This is a genomic window from Halarcobacter sp., assembly GCF_963676935.1.
In the GTDB taxonomy this organism is placed as follows: Bacteria; Campylobacterota; Campylobacteria; order Campylobacterales; family Arcobacteraceae; genus Halarcobacter.
In genome coordinates this window covers 1,941,897-1,956,863 of the sequence record NZ_OY781470.1, presented here as the reverse complement: position 1 = coordinate 1,956,863, position 14,967 = coordinate 1,941,897, and the positions used below count along the sequence as shown (strand labels likewise).

Annotated in this window: 14 protein-coding genes and 3 tRNA genes; 16 read left to right on the top strand and 1 reads right to left on the bottom strand. The window is 28.8% G+C overall.

The features are described 5' to 3' along the window. The first annotated feature begins 27 nt into the window (after positions 1 to 27). The 12 genes from ACKU4C_RS09630 to ACKU4C_RS09575 all read left to right on the top strand — a co-directional run bounded on the left by ACKU4C_RS09630 (position 28) and on the right by ACKU4C_RS09575 (position 11,558). On the top strand, positions 28 to 1,149 hold the full coding sequence (locus ACKU4C_RS09630) for a TrkA C-terminal domain-containing protein (RefSeq protein ID WP_321311657.1): 1,122 nt from the start codon (positions 28 to 30) through the stop codon (positions 1,147 to 1,149). A gap of 12 nt (positions 1,150 to 1,161) precedes the next feature. Further along, positions 1,162 to 2,343 carry a bifunctional glutamate N-acetyltransferase/amino-acid acetyltransferase ArgJ gene (argJ, locus tag ACKU4C_RS09625; RefSeq protein ID WP_321311656.1) on the top strand — a complete coding sequence of 394 codons (1,182 nt, stop codon included), beginning with the start codon at positions 1,162 to 1,164 and terminating at the stop codon, positions 2,341 to 2,343. A gap of 145 nt (positions 2,344 to 2,488) precedes the next feature. Beyond that, positions 2,489 to 2,710, top strand: a complete 222-nt coding sequence (locus ACKU4C_RS09620) for a DUF465 domain-containing protein (protein WP_321311655.1) — start codon at positions 2,489 to 2,491, stop codon at positions 2,708 to 2,710. 138 nt (positions 2,711 to 2,848) lie between these two features. Beyond that, positions 2,849 to 5,428, top strand: coding sequence for a DNA gyrase subunit A (gyrA, locus tag ACKU4C_RS09615; protein ID WP_321311654.1), 2,580 nt, complete (start codon positions 2,849 to 2,851; stop codon positions 5,426 to 5,428). Further along, positions 5,428 to 6,459, top strand: coding sequence for an aspartate-semialdehyde dehydrogenase (locus ACKU4C_RS09610; RefSeq protein WP_321311653.1), 1,032 nt, complete (start codon positions 5,428 to 5,430; stop codon positions 6,457 to 6,459). The genes gyrA and ACKU4C_RS09610 overlap by 1 nt, the downstream gene beginning before the upstream one ends. Positions 6,460 to 6,466: 7 nt before the next feature. Further along, positions 6,467 to 6,979, top strand: a complete 513-nt coding sequence (locus ACKU4C_RS09605) for a YqhA family protein (RefSeq protein WP_321311652.1) — start codon at positions 6,467 to 6,469, stop codon at positions 6,977 to 6,979. A 19-nt stretch (positions 6,980 to 6,998) separates the two neighbouring features. Continuing rightward, entirely contained in the window at positions 6,999 to 8,036 is a 1,038-nt protein-coding gene (hemE, locus tag ACKU4C_RS09600) for a uroporphyrinogen decarboxylase (protein ID WP_321311651.1), read from the top strand. Then, positions 8,037 to 8,954: a radical SAM protein gene (locus ACKU4C_RS09595; RefSeq protein ID WP_321311650.1), complete on the top strand. Its 918-nt coding sequence runs from the start codon at positions 8,037 to 8,039 to the stop codon at positions 8,952 to 8,954. 74 nt (positions 8,955 to 9,028) lie between these two features. After that, positions 9,029 to 9,103: transfer RNA gene (locus tag ACKU4C_RS09590), tRNA-Asn, on the top strand. Between the two features lie 38 nt (positions 9,104 to 9,141). Further along, positions 9,142 to 9,216, top strand: a tRNA-Asn gene (locus ACKU4C_RS09585). Positions 9,217 to 9,251: 35 nt separating this feature from the next. Continuing rightward, a tRNA-Asn gene (locus ACKU4C_RS09580) sits at positions 9,252 to 9,326 on the top strand. Between the two features lie 267 nt (positions 9,327 to 9,593). Beyond that, positions 9,594 to 11,558: a hypothetical protein gene (locus tag ACKU4C_RS09575; RefSeq protein ID WP_321311649.1), complete on the top strand. Its 1,965-nt coding sequence runs from the start codon at positions 9,594 to 9,596 to the stop codon at positions 11,556 to 11,558. 326 nt (positions 11,559 to 11,884) lie between these two features. Here the strand turns inward: ACKU4C_RS09575 and ACKU4C_RS09570 are convergent, their stop codons facing one another. Further along, positions 11,885 to 12,043, bottom strand: coding sequence for a histidine kinase dimerization/phosphoacceptor domain -containing protein (locus ACKU4C_RS09570; RefSeq protein ID WP_321311648.1), 159 nt, complete (start codon positions 12,041 to 12,043; stop codon positions 11,885 to 11,887). 140 nt (positions 12,044 to 12,183) lie between these two features. On the opposite strand from ACKU4C_RS09570, the gene ACKU4C_RS09565 reads away from it, so the two are divergent. From ACKU4C_RS09565 to ACKU4C_RS09550, 4 genes are all read left to right on the top strand, one after another. Continuing rightward, positions 12,184 to 13,038, top strand: a complete 855-nt coding sequence (locus tag ACKU4C_RS09565; RefSeq protein ID WP_321311647.1) for a DMT family transporter — start codon at positions 12,184 to 12,186, stop codon at positions 13,036 to 13,038. Further along, on the top strand, positions 13,038 to 13,862 hold the full coding sequence (locus ACKU4C_RS09560; protein WP_321311646.1) for a methylated-DNA--[protein]-cysteine S-methyltransferase: 825 nt from the start codon (positions 13,038 to 13,040) through the stop codon (positions 13,860 to 13,862). Before ACKU4C_RS09565 ends, ACKU4C_RS09560 begins: the two co-directional genes overlap by 1 nt. A 422-nt stretch (positions 13,863 to 14,284) precedes the next feature. Then, positions 14,285 to 14,506, top strand: coding sequence for an addiction module protein (locus tag ACKU4C_RS09555; RefSeq protein WP_321311645.1), 222 nt, complete (start codon positions 14,285 to 14,287; stop codon positions 14,504 to 14,506). A 1-nt stretch (position 14,507) separates the two neighbouring features. After that, entirely contained in the window at positions 14,508 to 14,804 is a 297-nt protein-coding gene (locus ACKU4C_RS09550; protein WP_321311644.1) for a type II toxin-antitoxin system RelE/ParE family toxin, read from the top strand. Positions 14,805 to 14,967: the final 163 nt, after the last annotated feature.

Genomic DNA, 14,967 nt, shown 5'->3' with positions numbered 1-14,967 from the left:
GAGAGCACTTTAGAGTAAAGTGCTTTCATGAGCATCTTTAGAAAAATAAAAAAATCCCTTGGGTGGGAATTTCGTTCAGCTAAGCCTGAATATGATCTAAATCCATTAATTTACTCACAATTAAAACCTTTTAGAGTACCATTAGTTCTAGTTCAAGTTGTAATGATTATAGGAACAATGGGATATATCCTAATTGATGATTTTCCAATTTTAGATGCGATTTACCAAACTGGTATTACATTTACAACTGTAGGTTTTGGAGAAGTTGCTCCAATCTCTCCTGCTGGAAGATTTTTTACTATTACACTTATTATTTTTGGATTTGCTTTGTTTACACTTTCAACTGCAATTTTGATTGATGCAGTTATTAAGGGTAGATTATTTGATCTTTATAAGGAAAGAAATATGCTTTATAAAATAGCTAGACTTAGAAAACATTTTGTATTATTCTATCACAATGAATATACTGCCCAATTAGCAAAGCAGTTTAACCAAAATCATGTACCATTTGTAGTTGTTGATCCTAGTGACGATATTGAACAAATTGCTAAAGAGTGTAACTATCCATATTATGTAAAAGAGGAACCTTTTAAAGAGACTGCTTTTTTAAAATCTCATCTAAGTTCAGCAAAGGGTGCAATATCACTTTCTAAAAATATTTCAAACAATATTACACTTATTGCATCAGTTAGATTATATGAAAAAGAGTTAGGAAGATCTCCTTTCTTAATAATTGCAAATGCAGAAACACAAAATGAAAAACTAAGACTTGTAAAACTTGGTGCAGATAAAGTTGTGGCAACTCCATCACTTATGGCAAAAAGAGTTTCTGCCATGGCTATTAGACCTGATATGGAAAATGTACTTGAAGAGTTTTTATATAAACCTGATACTCCAATTGATATGGAAGAGGCTTTTGTAAATGAAGAATCATGGGCTGTAAATAAAGAGATAAGAGATTTAAAACTTAGGGATAAATTTAAAGTATCTATTATTGGGATTACTGAGAAAAAAGGCAGGTTTATTCAAATGCCAAAAGGTAATGTAGTGATTACCCCAGGATGTAAGCTTCTTTTAGTTGGTAACCAAAGAGGTATTACAAAAGCTAGAAGAATAGTTGCTTTAAGAAATAAACCAAAAGATTTATAAGGAATTAAAAAAATGTTTACAATTTTACCTATAAAAGGTTTTATAGACCAAATAGATGGTTTTTTTTGTGATGGAATACATGCAGGATTAAAACCAAATGGAAATTTTGATTTAGGATTTATATATAGTGATACTCCTTGTGATGTAGAAGCAGTATTTACTTTAAACAAATTTCAAGCAGCACCATTAAAACATTATCAAAGATATGAAAAAGATTTTAAAACAAATTTTGTATTAATAAACTCTAAAAATGCAAATGCATTAACGGGAGAAAAAGGTATTGAAGATATTAATACTATATTTTCTTCTTTAGATTTTGATTTACTTAATCCTATTATGAGTAGTACAGGGGTTATTGGAAATCCTCTTCCTATTGATAAAATAGTAAAAGGTGCAAATAGTTTTGATTTGAGTTCAAAAGGTGCAGAAAATTTAAGCAAAGCTATTATGACAACTGATGCTTATCCTAAAACTTCTATGTATGAAGTGAAACTTGAAGATGGAAGCACTTTTAAAATAGGTTCAGTTGCAAAAGGTGCAGGGATGATAAATCCAAACCTTGCAACAATGCTTTGTTTTATATGTACAGATGCTAATATCCCAAAAGATGATATGAAAGAGTTACTTGAAGTAAACTCTCATACTACATTTAATGCTATTTCAGTAGATGGAGATACTTCTACAAATGATACTGTTTTACTTTTAACAAATAGAAAATCAAATGCATATGATAAAGAGGCTTTTAAAGAAGCCCTTAGACTTGTAATGCATGATATGGCTATGTTGATGGTAGCTGATGGTGAAGGTGCAAAAAAAGCTGTTGCATTTGAAGTTATAAATGCAGCAAATGATGAAGAGGCTGAAACTGCTGCAAAAGCACTATCAAATTCTCTTTTAGTTAAAACAGCACTTTATGGTGAAGACCCAAACTTTGGAAGAATTGCTTCAACTATTGGAGCTAGTCGTGTAACTTGTGATGATACTAAACTTGTAATCTCTTATAATGATGTAGTTGTATTCAACAAAGGTGAGTTTTGTTTTGATGCAGCTAGAGAAGAGAAAGCTGGTGAAGTTCTTAAAAATGACAAATACAAAGTTATCTGTGATTTAGGAGTAGGTGAGGGTAAATTTACAGCCTATGGTTGTGACCTTGGTTATAAATATATTGAAATAAACGCAGACTACAGAACTTAAAACAACAAATAAAAGTGGTTTTATGCCACTTTTATATCTCAATACCTTAAATCTAAAACAAATACTTTAAATCCTTTTCAACACTTTTTATTAAGTCTCAAATTGTTATAATCAATTAACTTTTTAAATAAGAGAGGTATAAAAAATGTTTCATGAACATAGAGAAGTTATCGCTGAATTAAAACAGAGTGATGGTCATTTTGTAAAAGTTTTTGAAAAACATAATGGTTTGGATGAAGAGATTGCTCAAATGGAAAAAGACCTTGCTGACCAATTTGAAATTGAAAAGAAGAAAAAAGAGAAGTTAAAACTAAAAGATGAAGTATATAATATGATTATTAAATACAAAAATGAGGCTGTGGTTTAAAAAAAACCTCTATTATAAAAAGGGATAAAAGTTTTTTTACTTTTATCCCTTTTTTTTTCCTTAAAATCTCTATAATAAGCCTTATACTAAGCCCTTTTTAGATAAAATATCTAAATTTTACAATAAAGGCATTTTTTAATGGAGAACCTTTTCGAAAATCAAGATATTATTAACATAAATATAGAAGATAGTATTAAAGCTTCATATTTGGATTATTCTATGAGTGTTATCATAGGTAGAGCACTTCCTGATGCAAAAGATGGATTAAAACCAGTGCACAGAAGAATTCTTTATGCTATGCATGATTTAAACATGAGTGCGAGAGCACCATATAAGAAATCTGCAAGGATAGTTGGAGATGTTATTGGTAAGTATCACCCACATGGAGATAGTTCTGTTTACGATGCACTTGTTAGGATGGCACAAGATTTCTCAATGAGAGCACCACTAGTTGACGGTCAAGGAAACTTCGGTTCAATTGATGGAGATAGTGCTGCTGCTATGAGGTATACAGAAGCTAGAATGACAAAAATCTCTGAAGATGTATTAAGGGATTTAGATAAAGATACAGTTAACTTTGTACCAAACTATGATGATACTTTAAAAGAACCAGATGTATTACCTACTAGAGTTCCAACTCTACTTTTAAATGGTAGTGAAGGTATTGCTGTTGGTATGGCTACAAAAATTCCTCCTCATAACTTAGGGGAATTATTAGATGCTGTATTACATACTATTGATAATCCAAACACAACTGCTGATGAGTTAATGGAATTTATCCAAGGACCAGATTTCCCAACAGGTGGTACAATATTTGGTAGACGTGGTATTATTGATGCATATAATACTGGTCGTGGTAGAGTTAAAATAAGAGCTAAACATCATATTGAATCAAAAGGTAAGAAAGAGGTTATTGTTTTAGATGAATTACCATACCAAGTAAATAAAGCTAGACTTATCGAACAAATTGCAAACCTTGCAAAAGATAAGCAAATTGAAGGTATTTCTGAAGTTAGAGATGAATCAGATAGAGAAGGTATTAGAGTTGTAATTGAGCTTAAAAAAGATGCAATGAGTGAGATTGTATTAAACAATCTTTATAAATCAACTCCAATGGAAACTACATTTGGTATTATTCTTTTAGCTGTATATAATAAAGAGCCTAAAGTATTTAATTTACCTGAGTTATTAAAAGTATTTTTATCTCATAGAAAAACAGTAATTATTAGAAGAACAATATTTGATTTAGAAAAGGCAAAAGCAAGAGCCCATATTTTAGAAGGTTTAAAAATTGCTGTTGATAATATTGACGAAGTTGTTAAGATTATCAGAGCTAGTGAAAATGATGCAGATGCAAAAGATAGACTTCAAGAAAGATTCTCTTTATCTCCAATCCAATCACAAGCAATTTTAGATATGAGATTAGGAAGACTAACTGGTCTTCAAAGAGATAAATTAGAAGCTGAATATCAAGAGTTATTATTACTTATTGCAGAACTTGAATCTATCTTAAAATCTGAAGAAAAATTAAATGAAATTATTAGAGAAGAGTTAGTAGAGATTAGAGATAAATATTCAGATGAAAGAAGAACTGAAATTGAAGATTCATATGATGAAATTGATATTGAAGACTTAATTCCAAATGAACCAATGGTAGTTACTATTACCCATAATGGATATGTAAAAAGAGTTCCAATTAAATCTTATGAAAAACAAAGAAGGGGTGGTAAAGGAAAAGTTGCCGTAACTACTCATGATGATGATTTTATTGAGAAGTTCTTTGTATCTAATACCCATGATACCTTGATGTTTATTACAAATATGGGACAATTATATTGGTTGAAAGTTTATAGAATTCCTGAAGGAAGTAGGTCTGCAAAAGGTAAAGCAGTTGTTAACTTAATCAACTTAAGACCTGATGAAAAGATTATGGCTATTTTACCAACAAGTGATTTTGATGAGTCTAAATCTTTAGCATTCTTTACTAGAAATGGTATCGTAAAAAGAACATCATTAACTGATTTTGCAAATATTAGAAGCAATGGTGTAAGAGCAATTGTTCTTGATGATGCAGATGAAGTTGTTACAGCAAAAATTACAACTCCTGATACTCAATTCTTGATGATATTTACAAGTCTTGGTCAATGTATCAGATTTGATATAGAAAAAACAAGAGAACAAGGAAGAACAACAAGAGGTGTAAGAGGTATTAAGTTTAAACACGATACTGACTTTGTTGTTGATGCAGAGATTATTGAAGATGATCAACATGAGTTATTAACAGTATCTGAAAAAGGTATTGGAAAAAGAACAACAGTTGATGAATATAGATTAACAAACAGAGCAGGTTCTGGTGTTATCTCTATGAAACTTCACCAAAAAACTGGAAATGTTGTTGGTGCAGTATTAGTTGATGAAACACAAGATTTAATGGCATTAACTTCGATTGGTAAAATGATCCGTGTTGATATGCAAACAATTAGAAAAGCTGGAAGAAACACTTCTGGTGTAATTATTGTAAATGTAGATGCAAAAGATAAAGTTGTATCTATTGCAAGATGTCCAAAAGAAGAAGATGAAGAGTTAAGTATAGAAAGTGCTGATACTATGGATGGTATCGATTTAAATGAATTTAATCTTTTAGATAAAGAAAAAACTACTGAAGAGAATAACTCTTTAGATGTAGAAGAAAACAATGATGATAAAGGAAATGAATAATGAGAAAATTTAATGTAGCAGTAGTCGGTGCTACAGGTGCTGTTGGTGAAGAACTTTTTAGAGTATTAAAAGATTATAACTTCCCAATCAACAATCTAGTTCCACTAGCAAGTGCAAGAAGTGCAGGAAGCAAAGTAGAATACGATGGAAAAGAGATTACTGTTTTAGAACTTACTGAAACTTGTTTTGAAGAAAATGAAGTAGATATTGCATTTTTTAGTGCAGGTGGTTCAGTATCTGAAAAATTTGCAAAATTTGCAGTTGAAGCTGGTGCAGTTGTTATTGATAATACAAGTCATTTTAGAATGGAACCAAATGTTCCTTTAGTTGTGCCAGAAGTAAATCCAGAAGATATAGCAAACTGGAAAGAAACAGGGATTATTGCAAATCCTAATTGTTCAACTATTCAAATGGTACTTGCTTTAAAACCATTAGATGATCTTTATGGTATCAAAAGAGTAGATGTTTCAACTTATCAAGCTGTTTCAGGTGCAGGAAAAACTGGTATGGAGGAGCTTGTTAAACAGATGCAAGCATTTTTCGCTTTTCAATTAGATGATGCAGAAAAAAATGCATTTGCACACCAAATTGCTTTAAATGTAATTCCTCAAATTGACGTAGCTCAACCAAATGGATTTACTAAAGAAGAGATGAAAATGGTAAAAGAGACTCAAAAAATCTTACATAAAGATGTACAAGTTGCAGCAACTTGTGTTAGAGTTCCAGTACTTAGATCTCACTCTGAATCTATTACAGTTACATTTGAAGATGATGTAGATGTAGATGTAGCAGAAATAAAAGATGCTTTAGAAAAATTTGAAAATGTAGAGGTTATTGATGATTTAGAAAATAATGCATACCCAATGCCAATTATTTCAACTGATACAGATATAACATATTGTGGAAGAATTAGAAAAGATGTTTATGCACACAATGTTGTACACTTTTTTAATGTTGCAGACCAAGTAAGAGTAGGGGCTGCTACTAATTCTGTTAGAATTGCATTAAAATGGATAGAGTTAGGAGAATAATTTTTCTATGTTAGAAAGATTTTTTGAAAGTACCATGTGGAAAGCAAGACTTTTTGTCTTGCTTGCTGTTATATTTGGTCTTATAGGTTCTACTATTCTTTTTATTGTTGCTTCTGTTGATATTTATGAAGTATTAACTTATGCTTTTGAAGTATATACAAAAGGATTACATCCTGAAGATTTCCATGAAGTAATTGTTAGTAAGATAATTGGAGCAGTCGATTTATATTTGATTGCTGTTGTTATGCTAATATTTGCATTTGGGCTTTATGAACTGTTTATTTCAAAAATAGATGTGGCAGAAGAATCAAACAATGGGACTAATATTTTAAATATCTCATCTCTTGACCAATTAAAAGATAAAATTGCAAAAGTTATTGTGATGGTTTTAGTTGTAAGTTTTTTCCAGAAAGTCTTACACACTAGCTATAATGGAGCTTTGGAGATGTTATATTTTGCACTTTCTATAGGATTATTAGCTGTTGGGCTATTTTTCCTTGGGAAAGTTGGAAAACACTAAATTACAAAAGGTTATATGTATGTCAAAAATTTTTGTTGATGCTTGTCTTAGAAAAGAGACTCCATACACACCTGTATGGATGATGAGACAAGCAGGAAGATATCTTCCAGAGTATATGGAAGTTAGAAAAAAAGCTGGGGATTTTTTATCTTTATGTCATAATCCAGAGATGGCTTGTGAAGTTACAATTCAACCACTTGATATAGTTGGGGTTGATGCGGCGATTTTATTTTCAGATATTTTAGTTATTCCAAATGAGATGGGAATGAAATTAGAGTTTATTAAAGGTGAAGGTCCTAAGTTTGATACACCAGTTAAAACACAAGAAGATGTTGATGCATTACTTGGTGGTGAAGAAGCAGCTGATAAACTAACTTATGTATATGAAACTATCAAATTATTAAAACAAAGATTACCAGAAGATAAAGCACTTATTGGATTTACAGGTGCTCCTTGGACACTTGCTACATATATGATTGAAGGGCAAGGTACAAAAACATATAATATTTGCAAAAAGATGATGTATTTAAACCCTGAACTTCTACATAATATTCTTAGAAAAGTTACAGAAGTAGTTAAATACTATATGATAAAACAAATTGAAGCAGGTGCTGATGTTGTTCAAATCTTTGATTCATGGGCTGCTGCAATTGAACCATCAAAATATGATGAGTTCTCTTGGTCATATATGGTTGAGATTGCTGAATATATAAAAGAGAAGTATCCAAATATCCCAGTTATTATGTTCCCTAAAGGTGTTGCGGCATTTATTGAAAGGGGATTAGTTTATGGTAACTTTGATGTATTTGGTGTAGACTGGGGAACTCCAATGGCATTAGCTAAAGAGAAACTTGGGAGTCAATATGTACTTCAAGGAAATATGGAACCAACTAGATTATACTCAAAAGAGAAAACTACAGAGTGTGTAGAGGGTATTCAAAAGATTATGCAAGGTGAAGGTCATATCTTTAACTTAGGTCATGGTATCTTACCTGATGTTCCAGTTGAAAATGCAATCCACTTTGTAAAAGAGTGTCAAAGAGTGTCAAAAAAATAAATGTCATATTCAAACTCAATTATCTTTGGTCCAGTTCCTTCAAGGAGATTTGGAATCTCTTTGGGAGTGGACCTATCTCCTTCTTCAAAACAATGTAACTTTGACTGTCTTTACTGTGAACTTGAAAAAGCAAAAACAGTAGATACTATGACTACATATCCAAGTGTATTAGAAGTGATAACAGCCATAAAAGAATCAATGCAAAAGCATCCTAAGATTGATGTTATAACTATCACAGCAAATGGTGAGCCAACTTTATATCCAAAACTATCAGAACTAATAGATGAGATAAACAAAATCAAAGGTGATACAAAAACCATGATACTTTCAAATGGAAGTACAATTTATCAAAAAGAGGTTTTTGATGCTTTATTAAAACTTGATACAGTAAAACTATCACTAGATTGTGTAAGTGAAAAGTGTTTTAAAAAACTTGATAGAATCCATGATGGTATTGATATTGAAAAGATGATTGAGAGTATGGTTGAGTTTAGAAAACAAACAACAAATAAGTTTGTTTTAGAAATACTATTTGTTAAAACTTTAAATGACAAAGATGAAGAGATAAATCTTTTATATAATACTGTTAAAAAGATAAATCCACATAGAGTAGATATAGGTACAATAGACAGACCACCTGCATATGAGGTAAAACCTGTAAGCTTTGAAACACTAGAAAAAGTTGCAAATACTTTTGAGGGTGTGAATGTAAATATTGCATATAAAAATAGACCAAAACAAACAAATAGTTTTAGTGAAGAGGAGATAAAATCTCTACTAATAAGAAGACCTTTAACGCAAGAAGATATAGATAATATGTTTGATGAAAATGCAAAAATAAGCTTATCAAACTTACTAAAAAATGGTGAAGTTAAAGTAGTTGATAGTACTGGAATTAAATTTTATAGAAAATTATAAAAACTATAGAAAATCTCTTGACAAATCAAGCTTTTTTTACTATAATTCCAACCCATTTAAGAGGAAGTATAGATTCCGGCATAGCTCAGTGGTAGAGTAGATGACTGTTAATCATTTGGTCCCTGGTTCGAATCCAGGTGCCGGAGCCACTTAACAACCTTTTAAATAATTATAATTTTACATAGATTCCGGCATAGCTCAGTGGTAGAGTAGATGACTGTTAATCATTTGGTCCCTGGTTCGAATCCAGGTGCCGGAGCCACTATTTAAAATTTTATTCAAACTTAATAATCAAAATCCGGCATAGCTCAGTGGTAGAGTAGATGACTGTTAATCATTTGGTCCCTGGTTCGAATCCAGGTGCCGGAGCCACTTTAAAAATTTTATTTTAAATCAATTTACTAAACAATCTTTTCTCACAGAGAGTGTAAACACAAGAAAATATTTCTGCGTTAAATCAATTTTTTAATATAGTCATTAACAGACGTTAACTCCTATACTAAAAAATCAATTTGCCTTGAACTCTTTCAAAATCTTATTCATTAAATTGATTTGTAAAAATAAGCTTTAAATAATAAATTAGTATAATAATTATTACTATGCTATTAACAGTATATTTAATTAGTTGGAGTTAATTTAATGGAACAAAAGTCTAATATTACATATAGAGCAGAAAAATTATATAAGCATTCTAGAGAAAAATTTAGTTATCTAATTAGAGAAGTTGTTTCAAATGCAATTCATTCAACAATCATACGAACAAATGCTGAAACAGATGTAATCCCAAGAGTGGAATTTTCTATAGAGTTAAATGATAATGAGATAATTATTATAATTAAAGATAATGGAGATGGGTTTACAGAACATAATAGTATTTATTTTACACATTTAGATGAGCCAAATCCACAAAAAAAAGATCTAATGTTTAATCCAATGGGGCAAGGGCGATTAGCAATTGTTTTTTATTCAGATGATGCTGAATATAAATCTGTCTTTAAAGAAAAAGATGGGACATATAAAGAAAAAATATTTAAATACCCAAATGAAGGACAATCATCATTATTTGATATAGAAGAGAAAGAAGGCTATAACACGAATAAGAGAATTAATGAAACTATATTAACTCTTATTATAAACAAACAACAAACATTTAAACGTGCAAATACTTTTTTTAAACAATATTCGACAGCAGATAAATTACGAAATTGGTTTATAGATAATTTCTTTCCATTTTTTATAGATATAAAAAATCTTGAGTTACATATAACTTTCAATGGTGAATCAAAACTATTAGATAATTCTTATATAGAAAATAATGTCAAAAGTATTGATTTTACTGTAGACTTTGAAGATAAAGATTTAGGTACAAAAGATTTTAATTTATGGTTGTTGAAAAAAGATAATAGTTCACCTAAAATTAAGAATAAAATTAAGTGTTACGCACGGCAATTAAAAGCTGAAATAGATATAGCAAAAATTGAATATGAAATAAACTTGAATGAATCTTATGACTTTTTATTACTTTCATCATATTTTGATGAAAGTGTAGACCAAAAAGGTGATAAGATTGAAATCGAAGAGGAAAATATTGAAAAAATACAGACTATATTAAATGAAAAATTAAGTAGCTTTTTTTATAAAGAAATTGAAAAAAATAAAAAATTAAGTATGAAAAATTTTAAGAGTGTTAAAAATAAATACCCTTCTTTATCAACATTTACTGATGAATTTAAAGTAAAACAAACAAAAAAAATTTTAACTGAAAGTGATATCTTGTCAACTGCATTAGAAAATAAAGGAAAAGCGGAAAAAAATTATTGGACAAAAGATAAAACAGATAGTTCAGAAAATGAGAAGTTATTAAATTCAAGTCTTTATATTTATATTGAACATAGAAGAAGAATATTAGAGAAATTAAAAGAATTAATTAAAAAATTTGATAATGAAGGTAATAAAAAATCAGAATTAGAAGATGAAATTCATGACTTAATATTTAGAAGAGGAGAAAAAATCACAGAATCTGATAATATTAATCATTTACATAATTTGTGGATTTTAGATGATAAGTTTACAGTTTTTTCAGAGGCTAGAAATGGGCAAAGTACAAATAAGGGTCAAGAAGCAACAGATATTTATTTATGGATGAATGACAAAGAAAGACCCAAAGAACTATTGATTTTAGAATTAAAGTCTACTACTCATTCTCATAATACTGGTGATAAGTATGAGAGTATGTTAGCCCAAGTAAAAAGATATGCAACGAAATTTTATGATAATCCTGAAAAAATAATTAATTGGAGTGTTGATACAGGCAGTATACTTTATAGTGGTATAATACTTGCTAGAAAAAGTGATATTTTAAAAGAATTAAACTCAAATAATATTGCTGGAAAACCAAACAAAATACCTTTTCTTGAATGCTCATATTTTTTTAATGAAGAATTCTCAATATCAAAAAACTGTTACAATGAGCCTGAATATAAAAAAATTAGAATTGAAATGTATGCATATGAAGATATTCTTCATTTATCTCAAGATAGAAATGAAATCTTTTTTAAATTACTAAATAGTGAATTAGAAATAGATTATAATAATTTAGAATAATTATATAATCTTCGAGAATGATATATCTCAATTTTTTTAATACTTGGTATAAATGTACAAGACTTCTATGTTACCATTCTAATAAAGTTTAAACCTATCACATATGCAAGATAAACTCTCAAATCAAACTCATACTGATGATAGTTTGTATATAGTTTAAAAGGCCTTGTTGTGTTGTTTCTTTTTTATGTGGCTAGTTCATGTACTACAATCATTTGTAAAAATCTTGGGATACATTTTTAAAAATCGAGGCTATTCTTATTTCATTTTTACTTTTTCACCTTGAACTCTTGAGATAAAAGTGTGTAAATCTAAGGTATCATTTATTATTTTGACTTTTTCATTATTTGAATAACTGTTTTGAAGTTAATTTGTAAGTTCAGATATATATATCTATTTAATGAGATTGAACTAAAATCTTGTGATTCATATAATTTTCTATATAAAAGTTCCATTGCATGAACTTTTTCTTGAATATTTGTCAAAGAGTTTTTGTGTTTTTGTTCTGGATTTTTGATTTTCTAATTTTATTAAGCTAATAGTGATTGCAAGATATAAAAAAGCAAGATTCGGATTGTTAATATTCATGTTAAAGATATATACTTTTAATAAAAAAGGAATATTTATGAGTTTAAAAAACTGGACACTTTTAATTATTTTATCAATAGTTTGGGGAGGGTCATTTTATTTTATTGAGAAGTCATTAGTTTATTTTACCTTTGAACAAACAGTGTTCTTTAGGGTTTTTTTTGCTTCAATATTTATTCTACTAGTTTTACTTATAAAAAGAATAAAAATTATTTTAGATTTAAAACTTTTTGGTATGTTTTTTGTAATGGGTAGTTTAAATAATGTGATCCCATTTTTAAGTATAACATATGCACAAGAAACAATAACAGCTTCATTGGCATCTTTATTGAATGCGACAACTCCAATTTTTACGGCAGTTCTCGCACACTTTCTAACAAAAGATGAAAAAATATCCTTTCTTAAACTTATAGGAATTTTGATAGGATTTGTTGGAATAATTATCTTATTATTGCCTCATAGCTTTGGTGATTTTGAAATAGCAGGTACATTTGCTATATTAGCAGCTATCTCCTATGCTTTTGCAGGGGTTTTTGGAAAAAAATTAAAAGATTATAATCCTATATTTAATGTATTTGGGATGTTAAGTGCAAGCTCTATAATAATGTATTGCTTATTTTTCTCATCAATAAACAATATGGAAGTCAAATCCTTGTATCAATTTAAAGATTTAATTCTTCTTGCAATTGTATCAACATCAATAGCATATATTATCTATTTTAGATTACTTTTTAGTGTTGGTGCTGTAAAATTGTTATTGGTTACATATTTAATCCCTATTAGTGCATCTTTATTAGGTATATTTCTTTTAAATGAAGAATTCACTATAAATATGTTATTTGGTGCAGGAATTATTTTTGTATCTCTATGGTTAATTAATAAGAAGCAATGATGAATAAATTAGAAGAAAAAAGTAAATACTACGAAGATATAAAAAAGGCAATTGAGTATTTTGATAAGAATTATACTTACCAACCAAAACTTGAAGATGTGTCTTTACACATAGGCATGAGTAAACATCATTTTGCAAGAATATTTAAGGAATATGTTGGTGTAACTCCTATGCAATTCTTACAAGCAACTACATTAGCTCATGCAAAAGAGAAACTTAAGAGTTCAACTTCAATATTAGATACTTCAATAGACTTAGGTTTATCAAGTTCAAGTAGACTACACGAATTATTTGTAAACTTTATTGGGGTAACTCCAAATGAATACAAAAAAATGGGAGAAAATCTTAATATTATATATGGTTTTGGATTTTCACCTTTTGGTAAAACAATGATTGCAATTACTAAAAAGGGTATTTGTTCATTGGAATTTTATGAAGAGTCTTATGAGGAAATATTAAATAGATTAAAAACAAATTGGAATAAAGCTAAGTTTATTCGAGATGATAAAAAAGCTCAAGAATTATTGGACAAAATCTTTATAAAAAAAGAAAAAATGAATCTTTTTGTAAAAGGGACAAATTTTCAAATCAATGTATGGAAAGCAATTTTAAATATTAAAAGTGGAGATATCTCAACTTATTCAGATGTAGCTGAATTTATAGGAAAACCAAAAGCAGTCAGAGCAGTTGCAACTGCAATAGGTTCAAATCATATTGGCTTTTTAATCCCTTGTCATAGAGTAATATCAAAAAGTGCTGCTATAGGTGGATATAGATGGGGAATTGATAGAAAAAAAGTTGTTTTAGCCTATGAAGAAAGTTAAATATAAAGAAAATAATTTTATATTTTTCACTAATTGACTGCCAAAATTTGAGATATAATACAAAGTGAAAATCTCATAGAAAGTCTGTATTTGTGATGATATAGGCTATCTGTGATTTTTTTGGTTAGTATCTAGGTGCCGGAGCCACTTTTTGTTTTCAAAGAAAACAAATCAAATCACTAAGCATACTTTTTCTCAAAGAGAGTGCAAGTACAAAAAGATTACTGCTTCAAATCAAAAAAATATTATAGTCATTAACGGACGTTAACTCCCATAACATTTTTTACTTTTCATTGAACTATTCAAAAATTATATTCATTGATTTGATTTAAAATATTTCTATAGAATTAAATTAATTTGGGCTATTTTAAGAATTGAATTTAAATATGTTATAATTAAAAAAAGCTTTTCAAGGATTACAAATGACTAAAATTATGGAACGAGTTATTGAAGATGTTCAATCATTATCAACAAACGAAAAAAATAATTTAATGAAATACTTGATAGCTTCTTTAGATGAAACCCATGATAACGATTCTGAGCAACAATGGGCAAATCTAGCTAAACAAAGATATGAAGAGATTGAAACAGGAAAAGTTCAAACTGTAAGTTGGGATAGTATAAAACAACAAGTAATATCTTAATATGAAACAAATATCATTTCATCCAGATATTGCAAATGAAATCAAAGGTTCTTATACTTGGTATGAAGAAAAACTACAAGGTCTAGGAGATAAGTTTTTATCTGAATTAGAAGAAGGATTCTTAGCCATACAAAACTTTCCAGATACTTGGGCGACATTCCAATTTGGCTTTAAAAGATATATCTTAAATAAATTCCCTTTTTCTATAATTTATAAAACAAACAATGAAGAGATTTTTATAATTGCTGTTATGCATAATAGTAGAAAACCTGCTTATTGGTTAGATAGAAGTAAATAGATATCTTATTTTACTTTTAAAGATGAAGTTATTTTGATTTTATTTATTGCTCATTAATATAAGAAACCAGAGTATTGATTTTATGAAAGTGGAGATTCAACCTCAGGGGTGTAATTTCAAAATATTATTCATTAAACTGATTTAGTAATTTTAATATACTAAC